Below are 21,611 nucleotides of genomic sequence, written 5' to 3'. Positions count from 1 at the left end.
CGGTGGAGGCCGGGAGAGGCCTAGCCCTTTCCCGGCCTTCCGCCGGCGGTTTTCCTTTACCCACCCAAACTTCAACCTGATCGGAACATCATGGCGATTGCCCTTCCCGGACTTGCCAGCGGCCTGGACTCCGCGGCGATTATCGCTGCCACCATGGACGTGGAGCGCCTGCCGAAGCTGAGCCTGGAGACCAAGGCGGCCTCGGCGTCGAACTATGTCTCGGTCCTGAAGACCCTGAACGGCAAAGTCTCCGACCTGCTCACCGCAGCGCAGGCCCAGACGAAGCCGGATGCCTTCAGCCTCTTCACCACTACGTCCTCCTCACCTTCGGTGAAGGTGACCGCCGGTTCCGCGGCGGCGGCGGGAGAGCTGGACATCACCGTCACCTCGGTCGCAGCCAGACACTCTGCCGTGGCTGCCCCCATGACAGCCTGGGGTCAGAACCCCCCGGTCCTCACGTTCGCCACCGCCGCGGAGGAGGTCACCGTGACCGCGGACTCGGATTCCCTGGACGACGTGGTGAAGGCCGTTAACGCTTCCGACGCAGGAGTGACCGCCACCAAGGTTTCCGCTGGAAACGGCGAGTTCCGGCTGCAGTTCACGGCGAAAGAAACCGGCGCGGAGAACGCATTTGAGCTCAAAGACTCTTCCGGCGCTGCTGTTCCCACCACCTTGATCCGGCAGGGCTCGGACGCCTCCATCACCCTCTTCGCCGGCACGGACGCCGAGCAGAACATCACATCCTCGGCCAACACCTTCAAGGACGTCATGGCCGGCGTGGACATCACGGTCAGCGCTGTGAGCGCTGAGCCGGTGTCAATTGCCGTCAGCCGCGACGCTGATGCCGTCGCCTCCCAGGCCTCGAAGCTGGTGGACCGCGTGAACGACGTCTTTGGCTACATCAAACTCAAGACCTCCGTCAGCCAGACCACCGATGCCACAGGCAAATCCACGGTCAAGGCCGGCGACCTGACCTCGGACAGCCTCACCCGGACGGTCACCCAGCAGGTGCTCACCGCTGCCATGGACCCGGTGAACGGCATGTCCCCGTCAACAATCGGCATCAGCCTCACCCGCGACGGCCTGCTCGCCTTCGACCAGGCCAAGTTCACCGCCGCCCTCGCGAATGATCCAAAGGGAACTGAGGAGATGCTCGCCGCCATCGCCGGCCGCCTGGCCGACGCCTCCACCTCCATTTCGGACAAGTACGACGGTTCCCTATCCCAGAAAATCAACGGGCAGGACACCGTCCTGCGGAACCTCAATGACCAGATTGCCAACTGGGATACCCGGCTGGCCAAGCGCGAGGAATCCCTGGCCCTGCTTTACGCACGGCTAGAAGTTTCAATGAGCCGCCTGAACTCGATGATGACCGGTCTGGCTTCCTCGCTGGACAACCTTCCGACCTGGGGGAATGAGAAGAAGTGAACGCAGCCGCATCACGCAGCCAGTACCTGAAGGACCAGGTTATGAGTGCCACGCCGGCGCGCCTGCTCACCATGCTCTACGACCGGCTGCTGCTGGACCTTAAGCGGGCCGAGGACGCCCAGGTCCGCGGCGACTGGGCAGCGGCCTCCGAGCAGCTGGTCCACGCCCAGGCCATCATCACCGAGCTGCAGACCTCCCTGAACCGCAAGGTCTGGGACGGAGCCGAAGGCCTGTTCGCCGTATACACGTATGTGGCCAACGCCCTGGTGAACGCCAACATGACGCGGGACGTAAACCTCACCCGCGAAGCGATCACCATGATGGAACCGCTGCGGCAGAGCTGGCACGAGGCTGCGGCCGCACTGGGTCCCGGCTCAACAGGAGCCATTGGTGTTGCCTGAGCGCTCCTCCGCCGGCGAACCCGGCGAACCCAGCGAACCCCCCGGAACCCAGGAAGACCAGGAAACCCAGGGCGCCCGGGAAACCCCGGAAATCCACGGCACCCTCGAAACCCGGAAATCCCGGGAAGATCAGGAAACCCGCGGCGCCCGCGAAACCTGGGAAACCGTCCTGGACCGGCTGGAAGAAGCCGTGGAAACGGCGGCCCGCACCATGGAGGATCCGCTGGCAGCACCGCGGATCGAACTCTGGTCCCCTCCGCAGGATCCGCTGCCCCCGGAGCTGGCGGCCCGGACTCAACGCCTGATCGAGGCGCAGAAGGCCCTCATGGAACGAATGGAGAGCCGCAGGCAGGAAGCCGGCAAGCAGATGGGCGCCCTGCGCCGGGTTCCCGGTGTCGGAACGGCCGGACCCTCGCTCTACCTCGACGTCTCAGGCTAGCTTCAACCTGCGCGGAGCCGCCCGCCGCCGTGGACGTCTCCAAGCCCCTCCGCTTTGGGACTTCCCTGCCACTTGGGGACTTTCCTGCCGCGGCGCCGCGCAGGAATGTCCCAAACCGGCAGGAATGTCCCAAAGTGCAGTAAACCGGGACCCTGAACCTGTCCCAAAGGGGAGGCATGTCCCAAACCGGAGGAAACCCACCCCCGGGGACCTGCCCAAAGGGGAGGAATGTCCCAAAGTGCAGTAAACCGGGACCCTGAACCTGCCCAAAGCCCAGGAATGTCCCAATCCGGAGGCCTGTCCCGAACCAGTGCGCCAGCAGACTCCACAGCAGCACCAAACAACAACAGCACAACCCGCCGCCAAACGCAGGACCGGCCACAGCCACAGCCGCAGCTGCACCACCTAACGCCAGTGGGGAAAGTGCCGATATTTCCTTACAGAGCACGGATAGCTCGTCCCCCCAAGGCCAAGGATGGCCGCCCCCACCGAGAGTGTCAGGTTTTGGCTGTGTTTGATTCCGTATCATCCCTTGCCCTGCAAAGTGCCTTGAATGGCCTTTCCCTGCGTCAGCGCGCTATCGCAAACAACATCGCGAATGTGAACACCCCCGGTTACACCGCGCAGCGCGTCTCCTTCGAGGCTGAACTTTCCCGCGCCGTGGCCAAGGGGACCGGAACGGTTGCACCCGCCATGGCCCGCTCGCTGGAGCCGGTCAACCTGGAGGGCAACAACGTCAACCTGGACACCGAGACCATTTCAAACGTTGATACCGTCCTGCGCTTCCAGTTCGCCGCCCAGGCTGTGGGCGGGGAAGCGAACTCCCTGCGCACCGCGATGAGGACCCAGTAATGACCTTCGATGCGATCGGCATTGCCGGCACCTCCATGAATGTCCACCGCAAATGGCTCGACGCCGTGGCGGACAACATTGCGAACGTCAATACGGCCAAGTCCACGGACGAGGAAGCGTTCCGTGCCCGCTACCTCCGAGCCCAGGAAGGTGAAGGCGTCTCCGGTGTTTACGTGGCCTCCGCGGAGTTCGGCGACGCCGAGGGCCGCATGGTCTACGAACCGGAACACGAACTGGCCGACGCGGACGGCTACGTCCGCTACCCGGACATCGACCTCGGGGAGCAGATGAGCGCCCTGATCATTGCCCAGCGCGGCTACCAGGCCTCCGCCGCCGTGGTGGAGCGGGCCCGGTCAAGCTATGAAGCCGCCCTGCAGATTGGAAAGAACTGATGCCCAGCACTATCGCCGCCGTCCAGGCCGTTGCTCCGTCCGCCTACCTGGATGCCTCCGCAGACGCCTCCGCCCCCGCGGCCCCGGCCGGAACGAACGGCCCGGCGTTCGCTGCCCAGCTGGCCGGTGCCGTGGACAACGCTCAGGCGCTCTCCTCCGAATCCAAGACGCTGGCGATCCAGGCCGTCACCGGGGACCTGAACGATGTCCACCAGGCCACCATTGCCTCCACCCGGGCCAGCCTCACGCTGGAACTTGTCGCAGCCGTCCGCAACAAGGGCGTTGACGCGTTCAACGAGATCATGAGGATGCAGGCCTGATGCCCCCAAAGATCAAAGCTGCGCTGACCAGCCTCAGCGCCTCGGCCGGCGGGTTCTCCGTGGCCCAGAAGACGATTGCGGGCATCGGCGCCGCGGTACTGCTTATGGGCGGGATCTTCCTGTACCAGTTCATGACCAAACCTTCCATGACCCCGCTGTTCTCCGGGCTGTCCTCGGCGGACGCGAACGCCGTCGTCGAGCAGCTGCGCTCAAACGGCGTCGCCTACGAAATCACCGGCGGCGGGGGCACCATCATGGTGCCGGACGAAGCCGTCTACGAAGAACGCATGAAAGCTGCCACGGCAGGCATACCGGCGCAGAAAACCGGCGGCTACTCGCTGCTGGATGACATGGGCGTCACCAGCTCCGAGTTCCAGCAGGACGTCACCTACAAGCGGGCGCTGGAAGGCGAACTGGCCGCCACCATCAGCTCGCTCGACGGCGTGCAGAACGCCTCCGTGCAGCTGGCCCTGCCCGAAACCACGGTCTTCGTGGCGGAGAAGGGCAAGGCGACGGCGTCGGTCTTCGTTGAAACCCAGGCCGGCCGGAACATAAATGATGACCAGGTGCAGGCAATTGTCCACCTCACCTCCGCCGCGATCGACGGGCTGGACGCCGAGAACGTTGCCGTCATTGATTCGCAGGGCAACGTGCTCTCCGCCGTCGGCACCGGCGCCACCGGCTCCGCGGACAAGCAGGCCTCCGACTACGAGACCCGCGTGGCAGCCTCCGTGCAGTCACTGCTGGACCGGGTTGTGGGCTCCGGCAACGCAACAGTCGCCGTCGCCGCGGACATGAACTACGAATCCGGAAACCGGACCGCGGAAACCTTCACCGGTGCCGGCGCGGACGTTCCGGCCCTGAACGAACAGAGCGCCACCGAGCAGTACACCGGGGGCGGCGGACCCAACACCGCCGCCGGAGTCCTGGGACCGGACAACATTGCCGTGCCCGGAGACGCCGCGAACGACGGCGAATACACCTCCGAGTCCACCACCAAGAACAACGCCGTCAACAAGGTCACCGAAACCACGATGATCCCGGCAGGCACGCTGAACCGGCAGACCGTCTCCGTGGCCATCAGCCGGGAAGCGGCCGCGGGAATCAACCAGGCCGCCCTGATGGGCCTGGTCCGCAACGCGGCCGGCATCGACGCTGAACGCGGGGACGCGGTCACCCTCGAAATCCTCCCGTTCAACAACGCCGACGCCGCCGCAGCGCAGGAAGCCCTCGCGGCAGCCGAGGAAGCCGCGGCCGCGGAACGGCAGGCAGAGCTGATCCGCAACCTGGTGACCATCGGATCGGTGGTGCTGGCGGTCCTGATCCTGCTGGTGATCTTCGCCCTGCGCAGCCGCCGCACCTCCCGGCAGGCCCTGGACCTGGCACCGCCCATGGACCTCGGCGAACTCGACGACGGCACCTCCCTGGTCTCCGCCATCCCGCTGGAACCCACACCGACCACCAACAGCATTCCGGTGATCGAACCGCTGGCGCAGGAACTGAGCGACGCCGGCATCCGCCGCGAACAGGTCCAGGCACTTGCCGTCTCGGAACCGGCCAAGACCGCCGAATACCTGCGGGCACTGATCGATAACAGGACGAGCGTATGACAGCGACCACCACGGCCATCGACCTGACCGGCATCCAGAAAGCCGCCGTCGTCCTGATGCAGCTCGGCCAGAGCGCCGCCGTCGAGGTTATGAAGCACCTCAGCGAGACGGAAGCAGAGGAAGTTGCCGCCGAGATTGTGCGCCTGCGACGGGTCAGTCCGGAAGTTGCTGAACGAGTCATGGAAGAGTTCCACACGCTCTCCATCTCCGGCCGGACACCCGCGCGCGGCGGGCAGGAACTGGCCGAAGGGCTGCTGGAAGGCGCCTTCGGTGCAGAGAAGGCCTCCGGACTGCTCGGACGAATGAACGCCACGCTGGCCGGCCGGTCCTTCGAATTCCTCGAAGACGCCGAACCCGGGCAGCTGCTGGGCATCCTGGACGGTGAGCTGCCGCAGACCATCGCCCTGGTGCTGGCCCACCTGCGCCCCGCAGCGGCGTCGGCCGTTATTGCCGGCCTGCCCGAGGGCACCCGCACCGAGGTCGCGCACGCCATCGCCACCATGTCACCGGCCGCACCCGAAGCTGTCACGATCGTCTCCGACGTCCTGAAGGTCCGGGCCGGCGCCGTCGTCGCGCCCCGCGAAGCCGCTGAGGTTGTGGGCGGTGTGCAGCCGCTCGTGGACATCATCAACCGCTCCGACGTCGCCACGGAGAAGGCGCTGCTGGCCGGACTGGATGAGCTGGACCCGCTGCTTGCGGAGGAAGTCCGTTCCCGGATGCTCACGTTCGCGGACATTGTGAAACTGGACGCCCCGCACATCCAGTCGATCCTGCGCTCCCTGGACCTGCGGGTGCTGGCCACCGCCATGAAGGGTGCGCCCGCCCAGGTCACTGAGGCGATCTACAAGAACATCTCCGAGCGCAAACGGGAGAACCTGGACGCCGAGATCGAGAACCTCGGTCCGGTGCGGATGAAGGCCGTCGAAGAGGCCCGCTCCGAGATTGTCCGCCAGATCCGCGAGCGGGAAGCCGCCGGGGACATCGATGTGCGCCGCGGCGAGGAGGACGAGTTTGTCTTCTGAGGCGTTCAGCGCGCTGGCCTACCCGGTGCTCCGGGACGAGGCTACGGTACGGATCCAGGAGCAGGCCCGCGTCCGCGGCCATGCTGCCGGATACGCCGACGGCGCTGCCCTGGCCCGCGCGGAAGCCGCCGAAGCAGCGGAAGCGGCCCGGCAGGCTGCAGCCGCCGCGGAACAGCAGGCCCGGGTCCGGGTGAACGAACTCATCAGCTCCCTCAACACGGCAGTGGATGCCCTCCACGCCCGCACCGTGCCCGTGCTGGAAGCCCTCGAACACCAGCTGGCCGACGCCGCCGTGCAGATCGCGGAAGCCCTGCTGGGACGCGAACTGGAAACGTCAGAGGACTCCGCACGCTCCGCCCTGCACCGGGCCCTGAACCCCGCAACACCCGCCCCGGTGCACACCATCCGGATGAACCCGGCGGACCTCGCTGCTGTCCCCGACGAGTGCCGGAGCCAGATCCGGGCGGTTCTGGTCGCGGATCCGTCCCTGGACCGGGCTGACGCCGTGGCCGAATACCCTGACGGTTACCTCGACGCACGCCTGTCCACCGCGCTGGCCCGGCTCAAGGCAGCCCTGGCGGAGGACGCATGACTTCCACCGCCTACCGGCCCGCCGCCGTTCCCTTCGCCCGGGCGCTGAATGCTGCCAGGCCGCAGTGCACCGGCACTGTCAGCGCCGTCGTTGGCCTGGGTGTGGAGGTATCCGGCCTGGACGCCTCCATCGGTGACCTGCTCACCCTGGGCGAAGCCGGTACCGACGCGGAGGTCGTGGCGGTCGGCAGCGGCAGACTGCAGTGCATGCCGCTGGGCCGCACCGCCGGCCTGGCTGCCGGCGACCCGGTACGGGCCAAGGGCAGCCCCATCCGGGTTCCCACCGGAACCGGCCTGTTCGGCCGGGTACTGGACGGGATCGGCCGGCCCATCGACGGCAAGGGCCCGCTCTCCGTCACCGGAACGGCAGCCGTTGAAAACCGGGCGCCCAACGCCATGGCCCGGGCACGGATTTCCGAACAGCTCGCTACGGGCGTGCGGGTGCTGGACACCCTCACCACCATCGGCAAGGGCCAGCGCATGGGCCTGTTCGCCGGCTCCGGCGTCGGCAAGTCCTCCCTGCTGTCCATGATCGCCCGGGGCACCGAAGCCCAGGTGTCCGTGATCGCCCTGGTGGGGGAGCGCGGGCGTGAAGTGCGCGAATTCCTCGAAGACGACCTCGGTGCCGAGGGCCTGGCCCGCTCCATCGTCGTCGTGGCCACCAGCGATGAACCGGCCATGATGCGCCTGCGCGCCGCCTACACGGCTACCCGCATCGCGGAGTCCTTCCGCGACGCGGGTGCGGACGTGCTGCTGATGATGGATTCACTCACCCGGGTGGCCATGGCGCAGCGCGAAATAGGTTTGTCGGCAGGCGAACCCCCGGCGACCCGCGGCTATCCGCCGTCGACGTTCTCCGTCCTGGCGCAGCTGCTGGAACGCGCCGGCACGGACGTAAGCGGATCAGTCACCGGCATGTACACCGTGCTGGTTGACGGCGATGACCACAACGAACCGGTGGCCGATGCCGCCCGGTCAATCCTGGACGGACACGTTGTCCTGGACCGTAAACTCGCCGTCGCCGGGCACTTCCCCTCCATCGATGCACTGGGGTCCATCTCCCGGGTGGCTTCCAAGGTGTGCACCCCGGAGCAGGCGGCAATGGCCTCTCTCCTGCGCCGGGTCATGGCGGCCCGCCGGCAGGCACAGGACCTGATCGACGTCGGCGCCTACCAAAGCGGGGCCAACCCGCTGGTCGACGCCGGAATTGCCCACGCAGATGCAATCAACGCCTTCCTGCAGCAGCGCATGGATGACCAGACGCCATTCGGTGAATCCTGGGCCCGGCTGCAGGCGCTGACCCAACCACTAGGAGGACTCTGATGGCACAATTTCCGCTGGCCGGACTGCTGCGCCTGCGCGGCATTGAGCTCGACGCCGCCTCCGGGCGCCTGGCCGGAGCCAACCGCCGGGTCCAGGAGAGCCGGGAACGCCGCGCCCGCTCCGTTTCCAGTCTGGGTGCCTGCGACACGCATCCCGCTGACGGCCCCGCACTGCTGGCCATTGCCGCCGCGCGTTCCGCAGCGCGGTCCCAGCTCGCCGCGCTGGACGCCCTGATCACAACCGCCGACGCCGAACAGCAGGCCGCGCAGGCACAGTACCGGGCGGCGAAAATGCGGACCGTGCCGCTGGAGAAAATGGCGGCCCGGCACCAGCTGGAGCAGACCGCGGCCGAACTGAAAGCCGAACAGTCCGCGCTGGACGAATCAGCCATCCGCCGGACCTCGTCCCGGTGAGCACCTCAATGAACATGACAGCACCGAAGGAAAGGACACCCCGTGCCGGCAATTGAAGCACTGGGACGGATCAGCGAGATCCGGGCAGCGATTGCAGAGCTGAGCACCGCTCCGGTGGCCCGCCCTGCCGCTGCCGCATCCGCCGCGCCGTCGTCCGCCGCCGGCTTTGCCGGAGTGCTGGCCGGACTGGCTTCCCCGGACGCCGCCGGCCAGGCGCCCCTCTCCGGGCCGCTCACCGGGGACCAGGCCGCGCTTGCGCAGCAGGTCACCGCTGCCGCTGAAAAGTACATCGGCCTGCCGTATGTGTGGGGCGGAAACGATCCGGCTGTGGGACTGGACTGTTCCTCCTTTGTGCAGAACGTGTTCAAGGACCTGGGCTACTCGCTGCCGCGGGTCACGTATGACCAGATCAACCAGGGCCGCCCCGTCGGGTCGCTGGCGGAGGCGCAGCCAGGTGACCTGCTTTTCACCCACAACACCGGCCACGTGGCGATTTATCTCGGCAACGGAAAGGCCATAGACGCCCCGCAGCCGGGCCAGACCATCCAGATCCGGGATGCCTGGGAAAACGACTCCAACATCACTGCCATCCGCCGCATCCTGCCCGACGCCGCTGCCTCCACAGCGCCAGCCCCTGACCTTGCCGGCGTGATCGCCTCGGCACAGGCCAGCCTGCTGGCAGGTGCCCGGTGAACCTGTCCGTCACGGTGGCCGTCCCCGCACCGGCCATTCCCTCACAGGCAGGACCCGGTGCCGGCGCGGCCGCCGGCGTGGGAACCGGTGCGGGAAGCGGCAGTGCCGGAGCCTTCCAGTCCCTGCTGGAAGCCCTCGCCGTCCTGCCGGGGAACCGCCAGGTCCCGGGCACGCCGGCTGCCGTCCTGCCCGGGGACGGACCCGAAGACCCCGCGGCGGAGACCGGCCAGACGGATCCGGAGACGGCTGGTTCCGCTCTTCTGCCGGACGGTACAGGTACCGCGCCTGCTGGTTTCAGCTACGGCGCAGGAACCGCCGCCGCGGAGGCGCCCCAGGTGCCGGCTCCGGACGCGATCGGAACGGACTCTGCGGCGGAGCTGCATCCGGGTTCCGGCATGGCTGCAGCAGGCACGGCCGTCTCCACCGTCCTGCCAGCCGCAGCGGCCGTCGCCGCGGGTGCTTCCGCCGCAGCCGCACCGGGAGTCCCCGCTGCCCCACATCCGACCCGCACGGTCGCAGCTCCCGTGCCGGTTCCGCCCACTGGAACCCCGGCAGCTGCGGACCCGGCGCGCCCGGCCACCCCCGCGCCGCCGTTCCCGCCTGCCGCCCTCCGCGAAACCGGACAGGTGCTGCGCCCTTCGGCGTTCCCGCTTCCGGCTGCATCCACTGAAGCTGCCGGGCACCCGGAATGGCTGACCGGAACGGCAGCATCCAGCCAGGTGCCCGGCGTGGTCCCGGCCGTTCCTCCCGCCGCCCAGGCTGCAGGAACTGCGGCGGCAGCACCGCCGCTGCCCGCCGCCGCGCCGCAGCTGCACACCCAGCTGGCGAAACCCGTGTTCAGCCTGCTGGCCGCTGGGGACGGCGAGCACGTTATGACGCTCAAGGTCACCCCGGAATCCCTGGGCACTGTCACCGTCCGTGCGGTCATCGGAGCCGACGGCGTCCGGCTGGAACTGTTTGCCGCTGACGCCGGCCGGGAAGCTGTCCGCGCTGTGCTGCCTGACCTGCGCCGGGAACTGGCCGGATCCGGATTTAATGCCTCGCTTGACCTGGGCAGCGGCTCACGCCCGAACGGGGAGACCGGCCAGGACCAGCACCGCGCCCCCGGCCGCGGGGAAGTGCCGGAGCTTCCGGCTGCCGCTGTCCGCCCGCAGGACCCAGCGCCATCCCATCCCATTCCGGACGGGGCTTCGGCCCTGGACATCCTCGCCTGAGAAAGCCAAGGAGCACCTGTGCCCATCGAAAACGTAACTACCGTCCCGGCAGCCGCCGGCGCGAGCCTGTACGCCGCACCCGCGGCCCGCACTCCCAAACAGTCCATGGACGGGGACCTGTTTATGTCGCTGCTGGTTACCCAGCTGCAGAACCAGGACCCGTCTTCTCCGATGGACACAAACGCCATGATTTCCCAGTTCACTGAACTGGCCATGATGGAAAAAACCGATGCACTGGCTGCCACCAGCGCCGAAGGCTTCAGCCTGCAGATGCGCATGGCGGCTGCGTCCCTGATCGGGCAGGCCGTCTCCTACACCGGCGATGACGGCCAGGACGTCTCCGGCACGGCCCGGTCCGTCTCCTACACGCACGGGGTTCCTACCGTAAACGTTGACGGAACCGATGTTCCCCTTGACTCCATTTCCGCCGTATCAGCTGCAACTGCCTAACCAGAAAGGCTCCACCATGCTTCGCTCCCTTTACTCCGGCATCTCCGGCCTGAGCGCCCACCAGAAAATGCTCGACGTCACCGGCAACAACATTGCCAACGTGAACACCACGGGCTTCAAGTCCTCCGCCGTCCAGTTCCAGGACACGCTCTCGCAGCTGGTGTCCGACGGTTCCGGCCCCACCGGACAGATTGGCGGCCGGAACCCCGCGCAGATCGGCCTGGGCGTTCAGCTGGCCGGAATCAGCACCAACTTCACCCAGGGGTCCACACAGTCCACCGGCAAGGGCACGGACCTGATGATTTCCGGCGACGGTTTCTTCGTCACGTCCAAAGCCGGGGACACCATGTACACCCGGTCCGGCGCGTTCTCACTGGACCAGGCCGGGAACCTGGTTTCCTCTGACGGCGCGTTCGTCCAGGGCTGGGGCGCCGTGAACGGCGTCATCCAGAACGGCGGACCCACCTCGAACATCGTCCTCTCCGGCCAGACCCTGGCTCCTGCCGCGGCCACGACCGCTGCCGTCATGGCCGGGAACCTGCCCGCGGAAGCCGCGGCAGGGGACCAGTTCGTACGCGAGATCGAGGTGTACGACGCCGCGGGTGCCGCCAGCAGCCTCTCCGTCACCTTCACCCGCACCGCCGCCGGCTGGGACACCTCCGCCGCCCTGGCGGGCGGGGCCACCGCCACCGGAGCCATGACGTTCACCAACGGCGTCCTGACCGGCGGCGGCACCCTGAACGTCGGGGGCATCGGAATCGACCTCAGCACGGTGACCGGTTACACCGGGATGAACACCATCGCCGCGAAGTCGCAGAACGGCTCTGCTGCCGGAACCCTGGAGTCCTTCTCCATCGGAGCGGACGGAACCATCACCGGTTCCTTCAGCAACGGAACCAAGATCGCCGTCGCACAGCTGGCCATGGCCACCTTCGACAACCCCGGCGGACTGGAGAAGGCCGGAAACACGTCTTACGCAGCGTCCGTGAACTCCGGCAACGCGATCATTGGAACCGGCGGATCCGCAGGATTCGGCACCATGTCCTCAGGTTCGCTGGAAATGTCCAACGTGGACCTTTCCCAGGAATTCACCAACCTGATCATCGCCCAGCGCGGTTTCCAGGCGAACTCGCGCATCATCACCACCTCTGACTCCGTCCTGGAGGAACTGGTGAACCTCAAGCGCTAACCGCACTCAGGGACTCGCACGGGGTCCCTGATCCCGGTTAGGCCCCCCAGCTGCCTGCCCCGGTGCTGCCGTCCCCCGCGGCGGTACCGGGGCAGGCTTCCTTAAGCAGCGCGCACGGTCCCTGCTGCTGAGGACGGGGCTGCTAACTTCAGCGCTCCCGGTGCCGATATTGCCTGTAGGGAGGTTGGCTGAAGCGGCCGGCCCCGGCACCAGACAGGGCACCATGATCATTCTTACCCGGTTCAACGGAGCGCAGTTCGCGGTCAACCCGGACTTAGTTGAACGTATCCAGTCCAACCCGGATACAACGCTGGGAATGATCGACGGCACCTCCCACGTGGTTCGCGAGACGCTTCAGGAAGTCATCGAACTGGTTCGCGACTGGAAAGCCAGCGTGCTGCTCCGGGCCCGAGAACTCGACGCCGATCCGGAGCGTCCGGCTCTGCGTGTCCTGCCCCCGACACCCACCGGAAAGTGACTGTCCCATGGATCCCGCAACACTAATCGGACTGGTCATCGCCTTCGGCTCGCTGTACGCCATGATCGCCCTGGAAGGGGCGCACGTCAGCGCGATCCTGCTGCCGGCGCCCATGATCCTCGTCCTCGGCGCCACGATCGCCATCGGCATCGCCTCCTACACCGTTCGGGACAGCATCTCGGCGTTCAAAGCCGTCCTTCCCGCCGTGCTGGGCAAGCCGGCCAAGGTCGGCGAAAGCATCAAGGACCTGGTCCGCTACGCCGAGGTCGCCCGCTCGAAGGGCCTGCTCGCCCTGGAAGAAGCCAGCACGGAAGCCCGGACGGAGTTCGAGCGCAAGGCGCTGCAGAACGTTGCCGACGGTACCGACCCCGAAGAACTGCGGGTCATGCTCGAGGACGAAATCGAGAGCCGGCATGACCGCGGGCGCACCAACGCCAAATTCTTCGCCGCGCTGGGCGGATTCGCGCCCACCGTGGGCATCATCGGCACCGTGGTGTCCCTGACCCACGTGCTGGAGAACCTCTCCAGCCCGGAAAACCTCGGCCCGATGATCGCCACCGCGTTTGTGGCCACGCTCTGGGGCCTGCTCTCCGCCAACTTCATCTGGCTTCCCATCTCCGCCCGCATTGAACGGATGAACGAGCTCGAAAGCAAAGCCATGACCGTGCGCATGGAGGGAATCCTGGCAATCCAGAACGGTATGCAGCCCCTGCTCCTGGGTGAACGGCTCACCGCACTGGCCGGCGATGCCGCCGCAGACGGCAAGGCGCGTGAGCGTGAGTCCGTTCCGCTGAGCAGGCTCTCGGACGCAGCATGAACCGGCGCCGCCGCGTCAACCGGGGCACCCCCCATCACGTTGACGAACGATGGATGGCTTCCTACATGGACATGGTCACCGTCCTGATGTGCCTGTTCATTGTTCTCTTCGCCATGTCCACCGTGGACCAGGAGAAGTACGAGCGTCTCAAGGAGTCCCTGGCTACTGGCTTCGGTGACACGCCCAGTGAGCTGGTCGACGCATCGGCAGGCATGGTGGTTCCGGAGGAAAGCGCCGGGGAAACCACCGAACTCTTCTCCGACCTGGAACTGGCCCGGCTGGAGGTCCAGGAGATGAACGCCCTGCAGCAGGACCTGCTGGGTGAACTGGACACCCTCGGCCTGGGGGACAGCGTGCGGTTCGCCATGGGCGAGGACGGACTGACCATGCGCATGGTCAACTCGGAGGCCTTCTTCGGCCCGGACTCGGCCACGCTCCTGGACACCGCGGTGCAGGTCCTGGACCGCACCGCGCCGGTGATGGCGGAGTCCGGACGGCACATCTCCGTGGAGGGGCACACTGCGGCTCAGCCCGGTGACGCACCGCTGCTGGACTGGGAACTCTCCAGCGAGCGGGCCGTGAACGTGGTCCGCTACCTGATCAGCAACGGCGGAATCGCGCCCACCGGAATCGACGGTACCGGCTACGCCGGTTACCGGCCGCTGATGGAAGGTTTCTCCCCGGAAGCCATGCAGGCCAACCGCCGCGTGGACCTGGTCCTTCATTCGGACGAACCCGATTCGGTGCGTGCCCTGATTCCGCGGGTGCTGGCTGAACAGGGCCAGTAAGTCCTTACCCGCCGAAAGAGGCAGCCGATAGTGGAAACAGTGAACGCTGACCAGAACATGCGCCCGGGTATCCGGCACCAGGCCCAGGCCGTGGAGGTGTACGACTTCCGCCGGCCCACCACCCTGGCCCGGGAACACTCGCGTGTGCTTGAACTGGCTTTCGAGTCCTTCGCCCGGCAGTGGGGCACACAGCTCAGTGCCAAGGTGCGCGGCAAGTCAACGGTCGTCAGCGAGTCCGTGGCAATGCTGACCTATGACGAATACGTCTCCTCCCTGCCCGGCACCACCACCATGGTTCTCGCCGATGTGCAGGGAACGGATTCACGGGCCGTGCTGCAGTTCCCCATCACCTCGGTGCTGTCCTGGATCATCCGCCAGCTGGGCGGAAACGGCTCGCAGAAACCGCCGCTGCGCAAACTGACCCCGGTGGAGCATTCACTCGTCTCGGCCCTGGCCACCGATGCCCTCGCGGACCTGCAGTACTCCCTTGGCGGGCTTATGGCTGAACACGGGCTGCGCGTGGCTTCCATCCAGGACAACTCACAGTTTGCCCAGGCAGCCGCGACCACTGACCTGATGATCGTGGCAAAGTTCACCGTCAGCGTTGGAGAGGACACCTGCGAGGCCAGCGTGGCGCTGCCCGCGGACGTGATCCTCCAGCAGCTGGGCGCACTGAATCCCATGGACACCGAGAGCGACGCCGCGGAACGGATCCGCGGCCAGCTTGGCGAAGTGCCGGTTTCAGTCGGACTCCGGCTGCGTTCCATTCCGGTCAAGCCCGGTCTGGTGCTTGGCCTGAAGACCGGGGACCTTATTCCGCTGCCGCACCAGCGCAGTGAACCCCTTTACGTCTCCGTCGAGGAGCATCCCCTGTACCGCGCGGCTGTTGGATCCAACGGTTCCCGCCTGGCCGCCGCGATCGTTTCCACCGAGGAGCACTCCAAATGATCACCACTACCCCCACTGCCGCAGCAGAAGCACTTGCCGCTGCGCTGCCCGTAACCTCCGCCGTGACACCCGTGCTCGTTCCGGGGGCCGTGGCTCCCCAGGCCGGTGAAATCCTCAGCGCCAGCTTCGTCGGCAACCCCTCCGCTGACCTGGCGCTGGCCCTGACCGACCCCTCGGCGATCCTCGGCGGAGCCGGCAACGGGCTGCTCGCCCTGAGCGACATGCTGCGCCCGGCCCTGGAAGCCGCGGCTTCCACCCTGGGAACCGGTGTCCTCGGCGAAGCTTCGGTGTCCGGAACTGACCCCGTGTTCACCGACGCCGACGCGTCAGTCTTCTCGCTCCAGACCGCCGCCGGGACCCTGGGGTACTTCGCAGTACGGGTCCGCGGCAACGCATCCGGTGCAGCTTCCGGCCTGCAGCCCCTGACCATTCCCGCCCTGGAGAAGCACCTCTCCCGGATCAACGACGTCGAAATGACGCTCACCGTGGAAATCGGCCGCACCCGCATGGCAGTCCGGGACGTCCTGAGCCTGGAACCGGGCGGAGTGATTGAACTGGACCGCTCCGCCGGCGCCCCGGCGGATGTCCTGCTGAACGGCCGGCTCATTGCCCACGGCGAGGTCGTCGTCGTGGACCAGGACTACGCGGTGCGGATCACCCGGATCCTGGACCTCGAGGGCCTGAGCTGACCCGTGGACTTCCTCATGATCATGAGGGTGGTCCTGTCCCTGGCCGCGGTATTCGGACTGCTCTGGTTCTTCCAGCGGAAGATGGCGCGCGGCGCTGGAGCGCAGGAGCGCCGCATCACGGTGGTGTCCAAGCAGGGCCTTACGCCCAAGGCTGCAGTCGTCACGGTTGATACCGAGGGACGGCGCTTTGTGCTGGGCGTGACCGAGGCGTCAGTGAACGTACTTTATGAAACGGCGGCGCCGGAAGAACCCGCCGCAGCCCCGGAAACCCCGGCCAAAGCCGGTCCCCAAAGCTGGGAAGCCGTCTCCGGATCCATCCTGGACCCGAACGCCTGGAAACAGCTGTCCGGTGCCCGCCGGCACAGGCGCAGGCACTAATGGCCGCAACCATCCTGCGCCGGAGCGGGACGCTGGCGCTGGCGGTGTTCTTTGCCGCCGTCCTGCTTCTTCTGGGTGCCGCGGCCGGCCACGCCACCGTCCTGGACCCGGCTCCGCCCGCCGTCCCGGAGCTGCCGGCCGAACCCGGAGATCCGGGCGGACTGTCGGTGGAAATCAACGGTCCGGACGGCACCCCCTCCGGTGCGATCGTCACGCTGCTGGGCATCACCCTGCTCTCCGTGGCACCGTCCCTGCTGCTGATGCTGACTTCGTTCACGAAGATCTTCATTGTCCTGGCGATCACCCGGAACGCCCTCGGACTGAACACCACCCCGCCCAACCAGGTCATCGCGGGCCTGGCCCTGTTCCTCTCCCTGTTCATCATGGCTCCGGTGATCGCCGCGGTGAACGCCGACGCCATCCAGCCCTACCTGGACGGCTCAGTCGACTTCACCACTGCCGTGGAGGCCGCCGGCGGCCCGCTGCGCGAGTGGATGCTGCGCTACACCCGGGAAGAGGACATTGCCCTGATGTCCCGGGCCGCAGCCCTGGAAAACCCGGCGACTCCAGCCGACGTCGCCTTCACCACGCTGATCCCCGCGTTCGTGCTGTCCGAGCTGCGGGCTGCGTTCATCATCGGCTTCGTGATCTTCATACCGTTCCTGATCATCGACCTCATCGTCTCCGCAGCCCTGATGTCCATGGGCATGATGATGCTCCCGCCGGTGATGATCTCCCTGCCCTTCAAAATCCTGCTGTTCATCCTGGTGGACGGCTGGGCGCTGGTCATCACCGCCCTGGTCCAGAGCTATTCGGGAGGCTGACGTGGATACAAACGCAGTTCTGGACATTGGGGTGCAGGGGCTCTGGACAGCGGCCAAACTGGCAGCCCCCGTGCTGCTGACCGCCCTGGCAGTGGGTTTTGGAATCTCCCTGATGCAGTCGATCACCCAGATCCAGGAAGTCACGCTCTCCTTTGTGCCCAAGGCCGTGGCAGTCTGCGTGGCCCTGCTGGTCTGCGGCCACTGGATGATCCAGGAGATGGTCCACTTCACGAACGAACTGTTCGAGAAGATACCGTCCCTGCTCAGCGGAGGATGACGTGGAAATCACCCTGGACTTCGCGTGGCTGGAGGCAACCATGCTCGCCGGGGTACGGATGGCAGCGTTCGTGGTAATCGCCCCGCCCTTCTCGTACCAGGGATTCCCCATGCGCATCAAGGCGATCCTTGCCCTGGGCCTGGCGCTGGCCGTCTCTCCGCTGGTGACGCCCGGGTACCAGATCCAGTCCACCGGCGGGTTCTTCACCGCCCTGGTGCTTGAAGTCCTCACCGGTGCCGCGCTGGGTTTCCTGGTCTATCTGGTCTTCGCGGCCGTGCAGACCGCCGGGGCGCTGATCGACCTGCAGTCCGGCTTCACCATGGCCCAGGCCTTCGACCCCGGACAGAACGTGGTGGGAGCGCAGTACACCAAGCTCTTCAACATGACTGCGATCGTGCTGATGTTCACCTCGGACGCCTACCAGCTGATCATCGCGGGCCTGGCCCGCTCCTTCAACGCGCTGCCCGTAGGCGGCGGACTGACCCTGGACGCCGAACTCCTGGTCACCGGCGTTTCGCAGATGTTCCTTGCCGCACTCCAGATTGCCGGGCCGCTGGTGGTGGTGCTGTTCCTGGCCGACGTTGGGCTGGGCCTGCTGACCCGCGTGGCGCCGCAGCTGAACGCCTTCGCACTCGGCTTCCCGCTGAAAATCCTGATCACCCTCACCATGGGCACCTTCCTCTATCTGGGGCTGCCCGGCGTCGTCTCGTCCCTGACCGACCGCGCCCTGGACCTGATGGGAGGAGCAGCCGGTGGCTGAGGATACCTCGGAAGAACGGACAGAGGAGGCCACCGACAAGCGGATGAAGGAAGTCCGCGAGAAGGGGCAGCTCCAGCGCTCCCAGGACATGACGGCCTGGGTTGGAGTCGGGGCCGCCGCCGTCATGTTCCCCGTGACCATCGAACGGGCAGCTGCCGCCGGCACCGACCAGCTTTTCAGCGTCCGGCAGGTCGCCGCGGCGCCCAGTCCGGAACTGGCGCTGGAACTGTTCGGGATCTCCCTGTCCTCCATCGGGTCCACGCTGGGACCGCTGCTGGCCGTGACGGTCGGTGCGGTGCTGACCGCCGCAGCACTGCAGGGCGGGATCCGCTTCAAGAAGTTCAAGGGCAAGTTCGAGCAGTTCGACCCGGTGAAGGGCTTGAAGAACACTTTCGGTACGCAGGCACTGTGGAACGGGGCCAAGGCCCTGCTGAAAACCGCGGTCGTGGGGCTGGTGCTTTACGTGGTGGTCCAGCAGATGGTTCCCGTGCTTATGACCGCCGGCGGCCTGCCCGTCTCCGAGCTGCTCGCCGCGGCGGGCGGGGGAGTGGGCTCACTGATCCAGTTCGCCGTCGCCGCCGGAGTGATCCTGGCGCTGGCGGACGTCCTGGTGGTCCGCAAGCGGAACCGGAAGAAAACCCGGATGACCAAAAAGGAAGTCAAGGATGAGAACAAGAGCGCAGAGGGTGACCCGCTGATCAAGTCCCAGCGCCGCGCCAGGCAGCTGGCCATGAGCCGGAACCGCATGATCTCAGCGGTGGCCGGCTCCGACGTCGTGATGGTGAACCCGACCCACATTGCCGTGGCACTGAAGTACGAACCCGGTAAATCCGCGCCGCGCGTGGTGGCCAAGGGCGCGGGAACCATTGCGGCCAAAATCCGTGAGAAAGCCGACGCCGAAAGGGTGCCGATCGTCCGCGACGTCCCGCTGGCCAGGGCCCTGCACAGCCAGTGCGAGGTGGGGGATGAAATCCCGCCGGAGCTGTTCGCCGCGGTGGCCGGCGTCCTGGCATTCGTCCTGTCCCTGAAACGCCGGGGCACGCTGGGTGGATTCCATTCCCCCGCCGGTCCGGGAGGAACCTACCTTGCCGCCTAAACCCGCACCTGCACCTGCCCTACGTCCCGCCGCCCGTCCCACCGCCCTGACAAACGGGCCCGTGCCATTCAAGGAGCACCGGTGAAAAACCAGAAACTGGCCAAACTGGCCGTGCCGATCGGCGTCGTCGGCATCATTATGCTGCTGATCATGCCGGTGCCCGCCGGTCTGCTCGACGTGCTGATCGCCGCCAACATCCTGCTGGCGCTGACCATCCTGCTCACCTCCATGTTCGTGAAGAAGCCGCTGGACTTCAGCGTCTTCCCGTCGCTGCTGCTGGTGGCCACACTCTTCCGCCTCGGCCTGAACGTGGCCTCCACCCGCCTGATCCTGGGTGAGGGGCACGCCGGCGCGATCATCCAGGCCTTCGGTCAGGTGACGGTGGGCGGCTCCCTGGTGATCGGGTCCGTGGTCTTCCTGATCCTGGTGGTGATCCAGTTCATCGTGGTCACCAAGGGTGCAGAGCGCGTTGCTGAAGTCGGTGCGCGGTTCACCCTGGATGCGATGCCGGGCAAGCAGATGGCGATCGACGCAGACCTGAACGCCGGGCTGATCACTGATGAGGAAGCTCGTCAGCGCCGGGCGGAGGTGGCGGCCGAAGCAGATTTCTACGGTGCCATGGACGGTGCTTCCAAGTTCGTCAAGGGCGACGCGATTGCCGGCATTGTCATTCTGATCATCAACATCATCGGCGGCATTGCCATTGGCACGGCGATGAACGGCATGCCGATCATGGACGCCCTGGAGATGTACGCGCTGCTCACCATCGGCGACGGCCTGGTCACCCAGATTCCCGCGCTGCTGATGGCCGTGGCCACCGGCATGATCGTGACCCGTTCCAACGCCGAAGAGGACATGGGCTCCACCTCGGCCAACCAGCTGAGCCAGTCCCGGAACGCGCTGGCCATCACCGGTGCAGCCGCCATCGTGCTGGGCCTGATTCCCGGGATGCCCAAGGCACCGTTCTTCCTGATCGGCGCCGCCCTCCTGATCGCCGCCTGGCGCATCGGCAAGAAGGAAGCGGATGAGGCGGCCGCCGTGAAGGCCGAGGCGGAGGCCCCCGCCGCGCCGCGGGAAGAGACCACCGAGGACATCATTTCCCGCATGATGGTGGACCCGCTGGTCATCACCCTCTCCCCGGACCTGGTGGACATTGTCTCCGGCAGTGATGACCTGCTGGGAAGGGTCCGCGCCCTGCGCCGGAAGGTCGCCATGGAGATCGGCATCGTGCTGCCGCCGGTGCGGACCCGGGACAACATGGACCTGCCGCCGTCCACATATGCGATCCACATCGCCGGTGTCGAAGCCGCCCGCGGCCAGGCGCCGCGCGGAAAGATCCTCGCCCTGGGCGATGCCCTGGAAGCACTGCCCGGCCCGTCCGTGGTGGAACCGGTCTTCGGCCTGGCCGGCAAATGGGTGCCGGCGGAAATGGCGCACGCTGCTGAGATGAGCGGTGCCACCGTGATCGACCGAGTCTCGGTGCTGGTCACCCACCTCTCCAGTGCGGTGCGTCAGAACGCCGACCGGCTCCTGTCCCGCGAGGACGTGCGGGTGCTGACCGAGGCCGTGAAGTCCGCCAGCCCGTCCACGGTGGAGGAACTCACGCCGGGGCTGCTGTCCCTGGCCGAAATTCACCGGGTGCTCCAGGGCCTGCTGAGCGAAGGCGTGCCGATCAATGACCTGGTGCGGATCTACGAGGCGCTGACCCTGCAGGCCAAGACCTCCACGGCACCGGAATCGCTGATCGAATCGGCGCGCCGGGCGCTGGGCGCCGTCGTCGCGACTCCGTACATCGCGGACGGCAAGCTGGCCATCATCATGATCAATCCGATCCTGGAGCAGCAGATGCTGGAGCACATGCGCCGTTCCGAGCTCGGCTCCCAAATTGTGCTGGCACCGGATCAGGTGGACTCCGCCATCCAGTCACTGCGCACCATTGTGGCCGGCGCCGAACGGGAAGGACGCAGCCCGGTTCTCGCCTGCGCCCCCGAGCTGCGCGCCGCCGTCCGGGCGCTGGTCTCACATCAGGCAGGTGGACTGCCGGTGCTCTCCTATACGGAGCTGACCAGTGCAAACGTAGCTTTTGAGACCGTAGGAGTGATGAGTGCCGGTCAAGAGATTCCAGCTTAGCGGCGCCACCCTGGCCGCTGTTCAGGCCAAGGCAGCCGAGTTTGGCCCGCAGGCGAGGATCGTTGCAGCGGACCGGGTCCGGGTGGGCG

General features: G+C 66.8%; 26 protein-coding genes. All 26 read left to right on the top strand.

Features of this window, described 5'->3' with window-relative positions; translation table 11 throughout:
• Positions 1 to 90: 90 nt before the first annotated feature.
• The 26 genes from fliD (at position 91) to TVC13_RS09315 (ending at position 21,522) form a co-directional block, all read left to right on the top strand.
• Positions 91 to 1,428, top strand: a complete 1,338-nt coding sequence (gene fliD / locus TVC13_RS09440) for a flagellar filament capping protein FliD (protein ID WP_422400960.1) — start codon at positions 91 to 93, stop codon at positions 1,426 to 1,428.
• Complete coding sequence (gene fliS / locus TVC13_RS09435) at positions 1,425 to 1,829, top strand: flagellar export chaperone FliS (protein ID WP_422400959.1); 405 nt, start codon at positions 1,425 to 1,427, stop codon at positions 1,827 to 1,829. Before fliD ends, fliS begins: the two co-directional genes overlap by 4 nt.
• On the top strand, positions 1,819 to 2,268 hold the full coding sequence (locus TVC13_RS09430; protein ID WP_422400958.1) for a hypothetical protein: 450 nt from the start codon (positions 1,819 to 1,821) through the stop codon (positions 2,266 to 2,268). Before fliS ends, TVC13_RS09430 begins: the two co-directional genes overlap by 11 nt.
• A 510-nt stretch (positions 2,269 to 2,778) precedes the next feature.
• Positions 2,779 to 3,120, top strand: a complete 342-nt coding sequence (locus TVC13_RS09425; RefSeq protein WP_422400957.1) for a flagellar basal body rod protein FlgB — start codon at positions 2,779 to 2,781, stop codon at positions 3,118 to 3,120.
• Positions 3,120 to 3,512, top strand: coding sequence for a flagellar basal body rod protein FlgC (locus TVC13_RS09420; protein WP_422400956.1), 393 nt, complete (start codon positions 3,120 to 3,122; stop codon positions 3,510 to 3,512). Before TVC13_RS09425 ends, TVC13_RS09420 begins: the two co-directional genes overlap by 1 nt.
• Complete coding sequence (gene fliE, locus TVC13_RS09415) at positions 3,512 to 3,832, top strand: flagellar hook-basal body complex protein FliE (RefSeq protein ID WP_422400955.1); 321 nt, start codon at positions 3,512 to 3,514, stop codon at positions 3,830 to 3,832. Before TVC13_RS09420 ends, fliE begins: the two co-directional genes overlap by 1 nt.
• On the top strand, positions 3,832 to 5,442 hold the full coding sequence (gene fliF / locus TVC13_RS09410; protein ID WP_422400954.1) for a flagellar basal-body MS-ring/collar protein FliF: 1,611 nt from the start codon (positions 3,832 to 3,834) through the stop codon (positions 5,440 to 5,442). Before fliE ends, fliF begins: the two co-directional genes overlap by 1 nt.
• The gene (gene fliG / locus TVC13_RS09405) at positions 5,439 to 6,464 is read left to right on the top strand and encodes a flagellar motor switch protein FliG (RefSeq protein WP_422400953.1); all 1,026 of its coding nucleotides are present in this window, start codon (positions 5,439 to 5,441) and stop codon (positions 6,462 to 6,464) included. Before fliF ends, fliG begins: the two co-directional genes overlap by 4 nt.
• Positions 6,454 to 7,056, top strand: a complete 603-nt coding sequence (locus TVC13_RS09400) for a FliH/SctL family protein (RefSeq protein WP_422400952.1) — start codon at positions 6,454 to 6,456, stop codon at positions 7,054 to 7,056. The genes fliG and TVC13_RS09400 overlap by 11 nt, the downstream gene beginning before the upstream one ends.
• A complete protein-coding gene (locus TVC13_RS09395) occupies positions 7,053 to 8,378 on the top strand; it encodes a FliI/YscN family ATPase (protein WP_422400951.1) in 1,326 nt (441 codons plus the stop codon). The genes TVC13_RS09400 and TVC13_RS09395 overlap by 4 nt, the downstream gene beginning before the upstream one ends.
• Positions 8,378 to 8,791: a flagellar FliJ family protein gene (locus TVC13_RS09390; protein WP_422400950.1), complete on the top strand. Its 414-nt coding sequence runs from the start codon at positions 8,378 to 8,380 to the stop codon at positions 8,789 to 8,791. The genes TVC13_RS09395 and TVC13_RS09390 overlap by 1 nt, the downstream gene beginning before the upstream one ends.
• Positions 8,792 to 8,833: 42 nt before the next feature.
• On the top strand, positions 8,834 to 9,484 hold the full coding sequence (locus TVC13_RS09385; RefSeq protein WP_422400949.1) for a C40 family peptidase: 651 nt from the start codon (positions 8,834 to 8,836) through the stop codon (positions 9,482 to 9,484).
• Complete coding sequence (locus tag TVC13_RS09380; protein ID WP_422400948.1) at positions 9,481 to 10,698, top strand: flagellar hook-length control protein FliK; 1,218 nt, start codon at positions 9,481 to 9,483, stop codon at positions 10,696 to 10,698. The genes TVC13_RS09385 and TVC13_RS09380 overlap by 4 nt, the downstream gene beginning before the upstream one ends.
• A gap of 18 nt (positions 10,699 to 10,716) precedes the next feature.
• The gene (locus tag TVC13_RS09375; protein ID WP_422400947.1) at positions 10,717 to 11,148 is read left to right on the top strand and encodes a flagellar hook capping FlgD N-terminal domain-containing protein; all 432 of its coding nucleotides are present in this window, start codon (positions 10,717 to 10,719) and stop codon (positions 11,146 to 11,148) included.
• Between the two features lie 16 nt (positions 11,149 to 11,164).
• On the top strand, positions 11,165 to 12,337 hold the full coding sequence (locus TVC13_RS09370) for a flagellar hook protein FlgE (RefSeq protein ID WP_422400946.1): 1,173 nt from the start codon (positions 11,165 to 11,167) through the stop codon (positions 12,335 to 12,337).
• 223 nt (positions 12,338 to 12,560) lie between these two features.
• Positions 12,561 to 12,815, top strand: coding sequence for a flagellar FlbD family protein (locus TVC13_RS09365; RefSeq protein WP_422400945.1), 255 nt, complete (start codon positions 12,561 to 12,563; stop codon positions 12,813 to 12,815).
• 7 nt (positions 12,816 to 12,822) lie between these two features.
• Complete coding sequence (locus TVC13_RS09360; RefSeq protein WP_422400944.1) at positions 12,823 to 13,632, top strand: motility protein A; 810 nt, start codon at positions 12,823 to 12,825, stop codon at positions 13,630 to 13,632.
• Positions 13,629 to 14,420 carry an OmpA/MotB family protein gene (locus tag TVC13_RS09355; RefSeq protein ID WP_422400943.1) on the top strand — a complete coding sequence of 264 codons (792 nt, stop codon included), beginning with the start codon at positions 13,629 to 13,631 and terminating at the stop codon, positions 14,418 to 14,420. Before TVC13_RS09360 ends, TVC13_RS09355 begins: the two co-directional genes overlap by 4 nt.
• Before the next feature lie 30 nt (positions 14,421 to 14,450).
• Positions 14,451 to 15,368, top strand: coding sequence for a flagellar motor switch protein FliM (locus tag TVC13_RS09350; RefSeq protein WP_422400942.1), 918 nt, complete (start codon positions 14,451 to 14,453; stop codon positions 15,366 to 15,368).
• Positions 15,365 to 16,057 (top strand): flagellar motor switch protein FliN, encoded by a 693-nt coding sequence (gene fliN / locus TVC13_RS09345; RefSeq protein ID WP_422400941.1) that lies wholly within the window; start codon positions 15,365 to 15,367, stop codon positions 16,055 to 16,057. The genes TVC13_RS09350 and fliN overlap by 4 nt, the downstream gene beginning before the upstream one ends.
• A 3-nt stretch (positions 16,058 to 16,060) precedes the next feature.
• Entirely contained in the window at positions 16,061 to 16,435 is a 375-nt protein-coding gene (locus TVC13_RS09340; protein ID WP_422400940.1) for a FliO/MopB family protein, read from the top strand.
• Positions 16,435 to 17,259, top strand: a complete 825-nt coding sequence (gene fliP, locus TVC13_RS09335; protein ID WP_422400939.1) for a flagellar type III secretion system pore protein FliP — start codon at positions 16,435 to 16,437, stop codon at positions 17,257 to 17,259. Before TVC13_RS09340 ends, fliP begins: the two co-directional genes overlap by 1 nt.
• A 1-nt stretch (position 17,260) precedes the next feature.
• Positions 17,261 to 17,536 carry a flagellar biosynthesis protein FliQ gene (fliQ, locus tag TVC13_RS09330; protein ID WP_422400938.1) on the top strand — a complete coding sequence of 92 codons (276 nt, stop codon included), beginning with the start codon at positions 17,261 to 17,263 and terminating at the stop codon, positions 17,534 to 17,536.
• 1 nt (position 17,537) lies between these two features.
• Positions 17,538 to 18,296 (top strand): flagellar biosynthetic protein FliR, encoded by a 759-nt coding sequence (fliR, locus tag TVC13_RS09325; protein ID WP_422400937.1) that lies wholly within the window; start codon positions 17,538 to 17,540, stop codon positions 18,294 to 18,296.
• Positions 18,289 to 19,392, top strand: coding sequence for an EscU/YscU/HrcU family type III secretion system export apparatus switch protein (locus TVC13_RS09320; RefSeq protein WP_422400936.1), 1,104 nt, complete (start codon positions 18,289 to 18,291; stop codon positions 19,390 to 19,392). The genes fliR and TVC13_RS09320 overlap by 8 nt, the downstream gene beginning before the upstream one ends.
• Positions 19,393 to 19,530: 138 nt before the next feature.
• Complete coding sequence (locus TVC13_RS09315) at positions 19,531 to 21,522, top strand: flagellar biosynthesis protein FlhA (RefSeq protein ID WP_422400988.1); 1,992 nt, start codon at positions 19,531 to 19,533, stop codon at positions 21,520 to 21,522.
• The last annotated feature ends 89 nt before the right edge of the window (positions 21,523 to 21,611 follow it).

Source organism: Arthrobacter sp. 3Tela_A, assembly GCF_049311025.1.
Lineage (GTDB): Bacteria > Actinomycetota > Actinomycetes > Actinomycetales > Micrococcaceae > Arthrobacter_B.
This window is presented reverse-complemented; position numbering and strand designations above follow the sequence as displayed.

Coding starts and splice junctions, on each gene's coding strand:
- TVC13_RS09420 (WP_422400956.1), top strand. CDS start 3,120: ATGACCTTCGATGCGATCGGCATTGCCGGCACCTCCATGAATGTCCAC.
- TVC13_RS09355 (WP_422400943.1), top strand. CDS start 13,629: ATGAACCGGCGCCGCCGCGTCAACCGGGGCACCCCCCATCACGTTGAC.
- TVC13_RS09370 (WP_422400946.1), top strand. CDS start 11,165: ATGCTTCGCTCCCTTTACTCCGGCATCTCCGGCCTGAGCGCCCACCAG.
- TVC13_RS09360 (WP_422400944.1), top strand. CDS start 12,823: ATGGATCCCGCAACACTAATCGGACTGGTCATCGCCTTCGGCTCGCTG.
- TVC13_RS09395 (WP_422400951.1), top strand. CDS start 7,053: ATGACTTCCACCGCCTACCGGCCCGCCGCCGTTCCCTTCGCCCGGGCG.
- fliD (WP_422400960.1), top strand. CDS start 91: ATGGCGATTGCCCTTCCCGGACTTGCCAGCGGCCTGGACTCCGCGGCG.
- fliP (WP_422400939.1), top strand. CDS start 16,435: ATGGCCGCAACCATCCTGCGCCGGAGCGGGACGCTGGCGCTGGCGGTG.
- TVC13_RS09315 (WP_422400988.1), top strand. CDS start 19,531: ATGCTGCTGATCATGCCGGTGCCCGCCGGTCTGCTCGACGTGCTGATC.
- fliN (WP_422400941.1), top strand. CDS start 15,365: ATGATCACCACTACCCCCACTGCCGCAGCAGAAGCACTTGCCGCTGCG.
- TVC13_RS09390 (WP_422400950.1), top strand. CDS start 8,378: ATGGCACAATTTCCGCTGGCCGGACTGCTGCGCCTGCGCGGCATTGAG.
- fliF (WP_422400954.1), top strand. CDS start 3,832: ATGCCCCCAAAGATCAAAGCTGCGCTGACCAGCCTCAGCGCCTCGGCC.
- TVC13_RS09365 (WP_422400945.1), top strand. CDS start 12,561: ATGATCATTCTTACCCGGTTCAACGGAGCGCAGTTCGCGGTCAACCCG.
- fliG (WP_422400953.1), top strand. CDS start 5,439: ATGACAGCGACCACCACGGCCATCGACCTGACCGGCATCCAGAAAGCC.
- fliE (WP_422400955.1), top strand. CDS start 3,512: ATGCCCAGCACTATCGCCGCCGTCCAGGCCGTTGCTCCGTCCGCCTAC.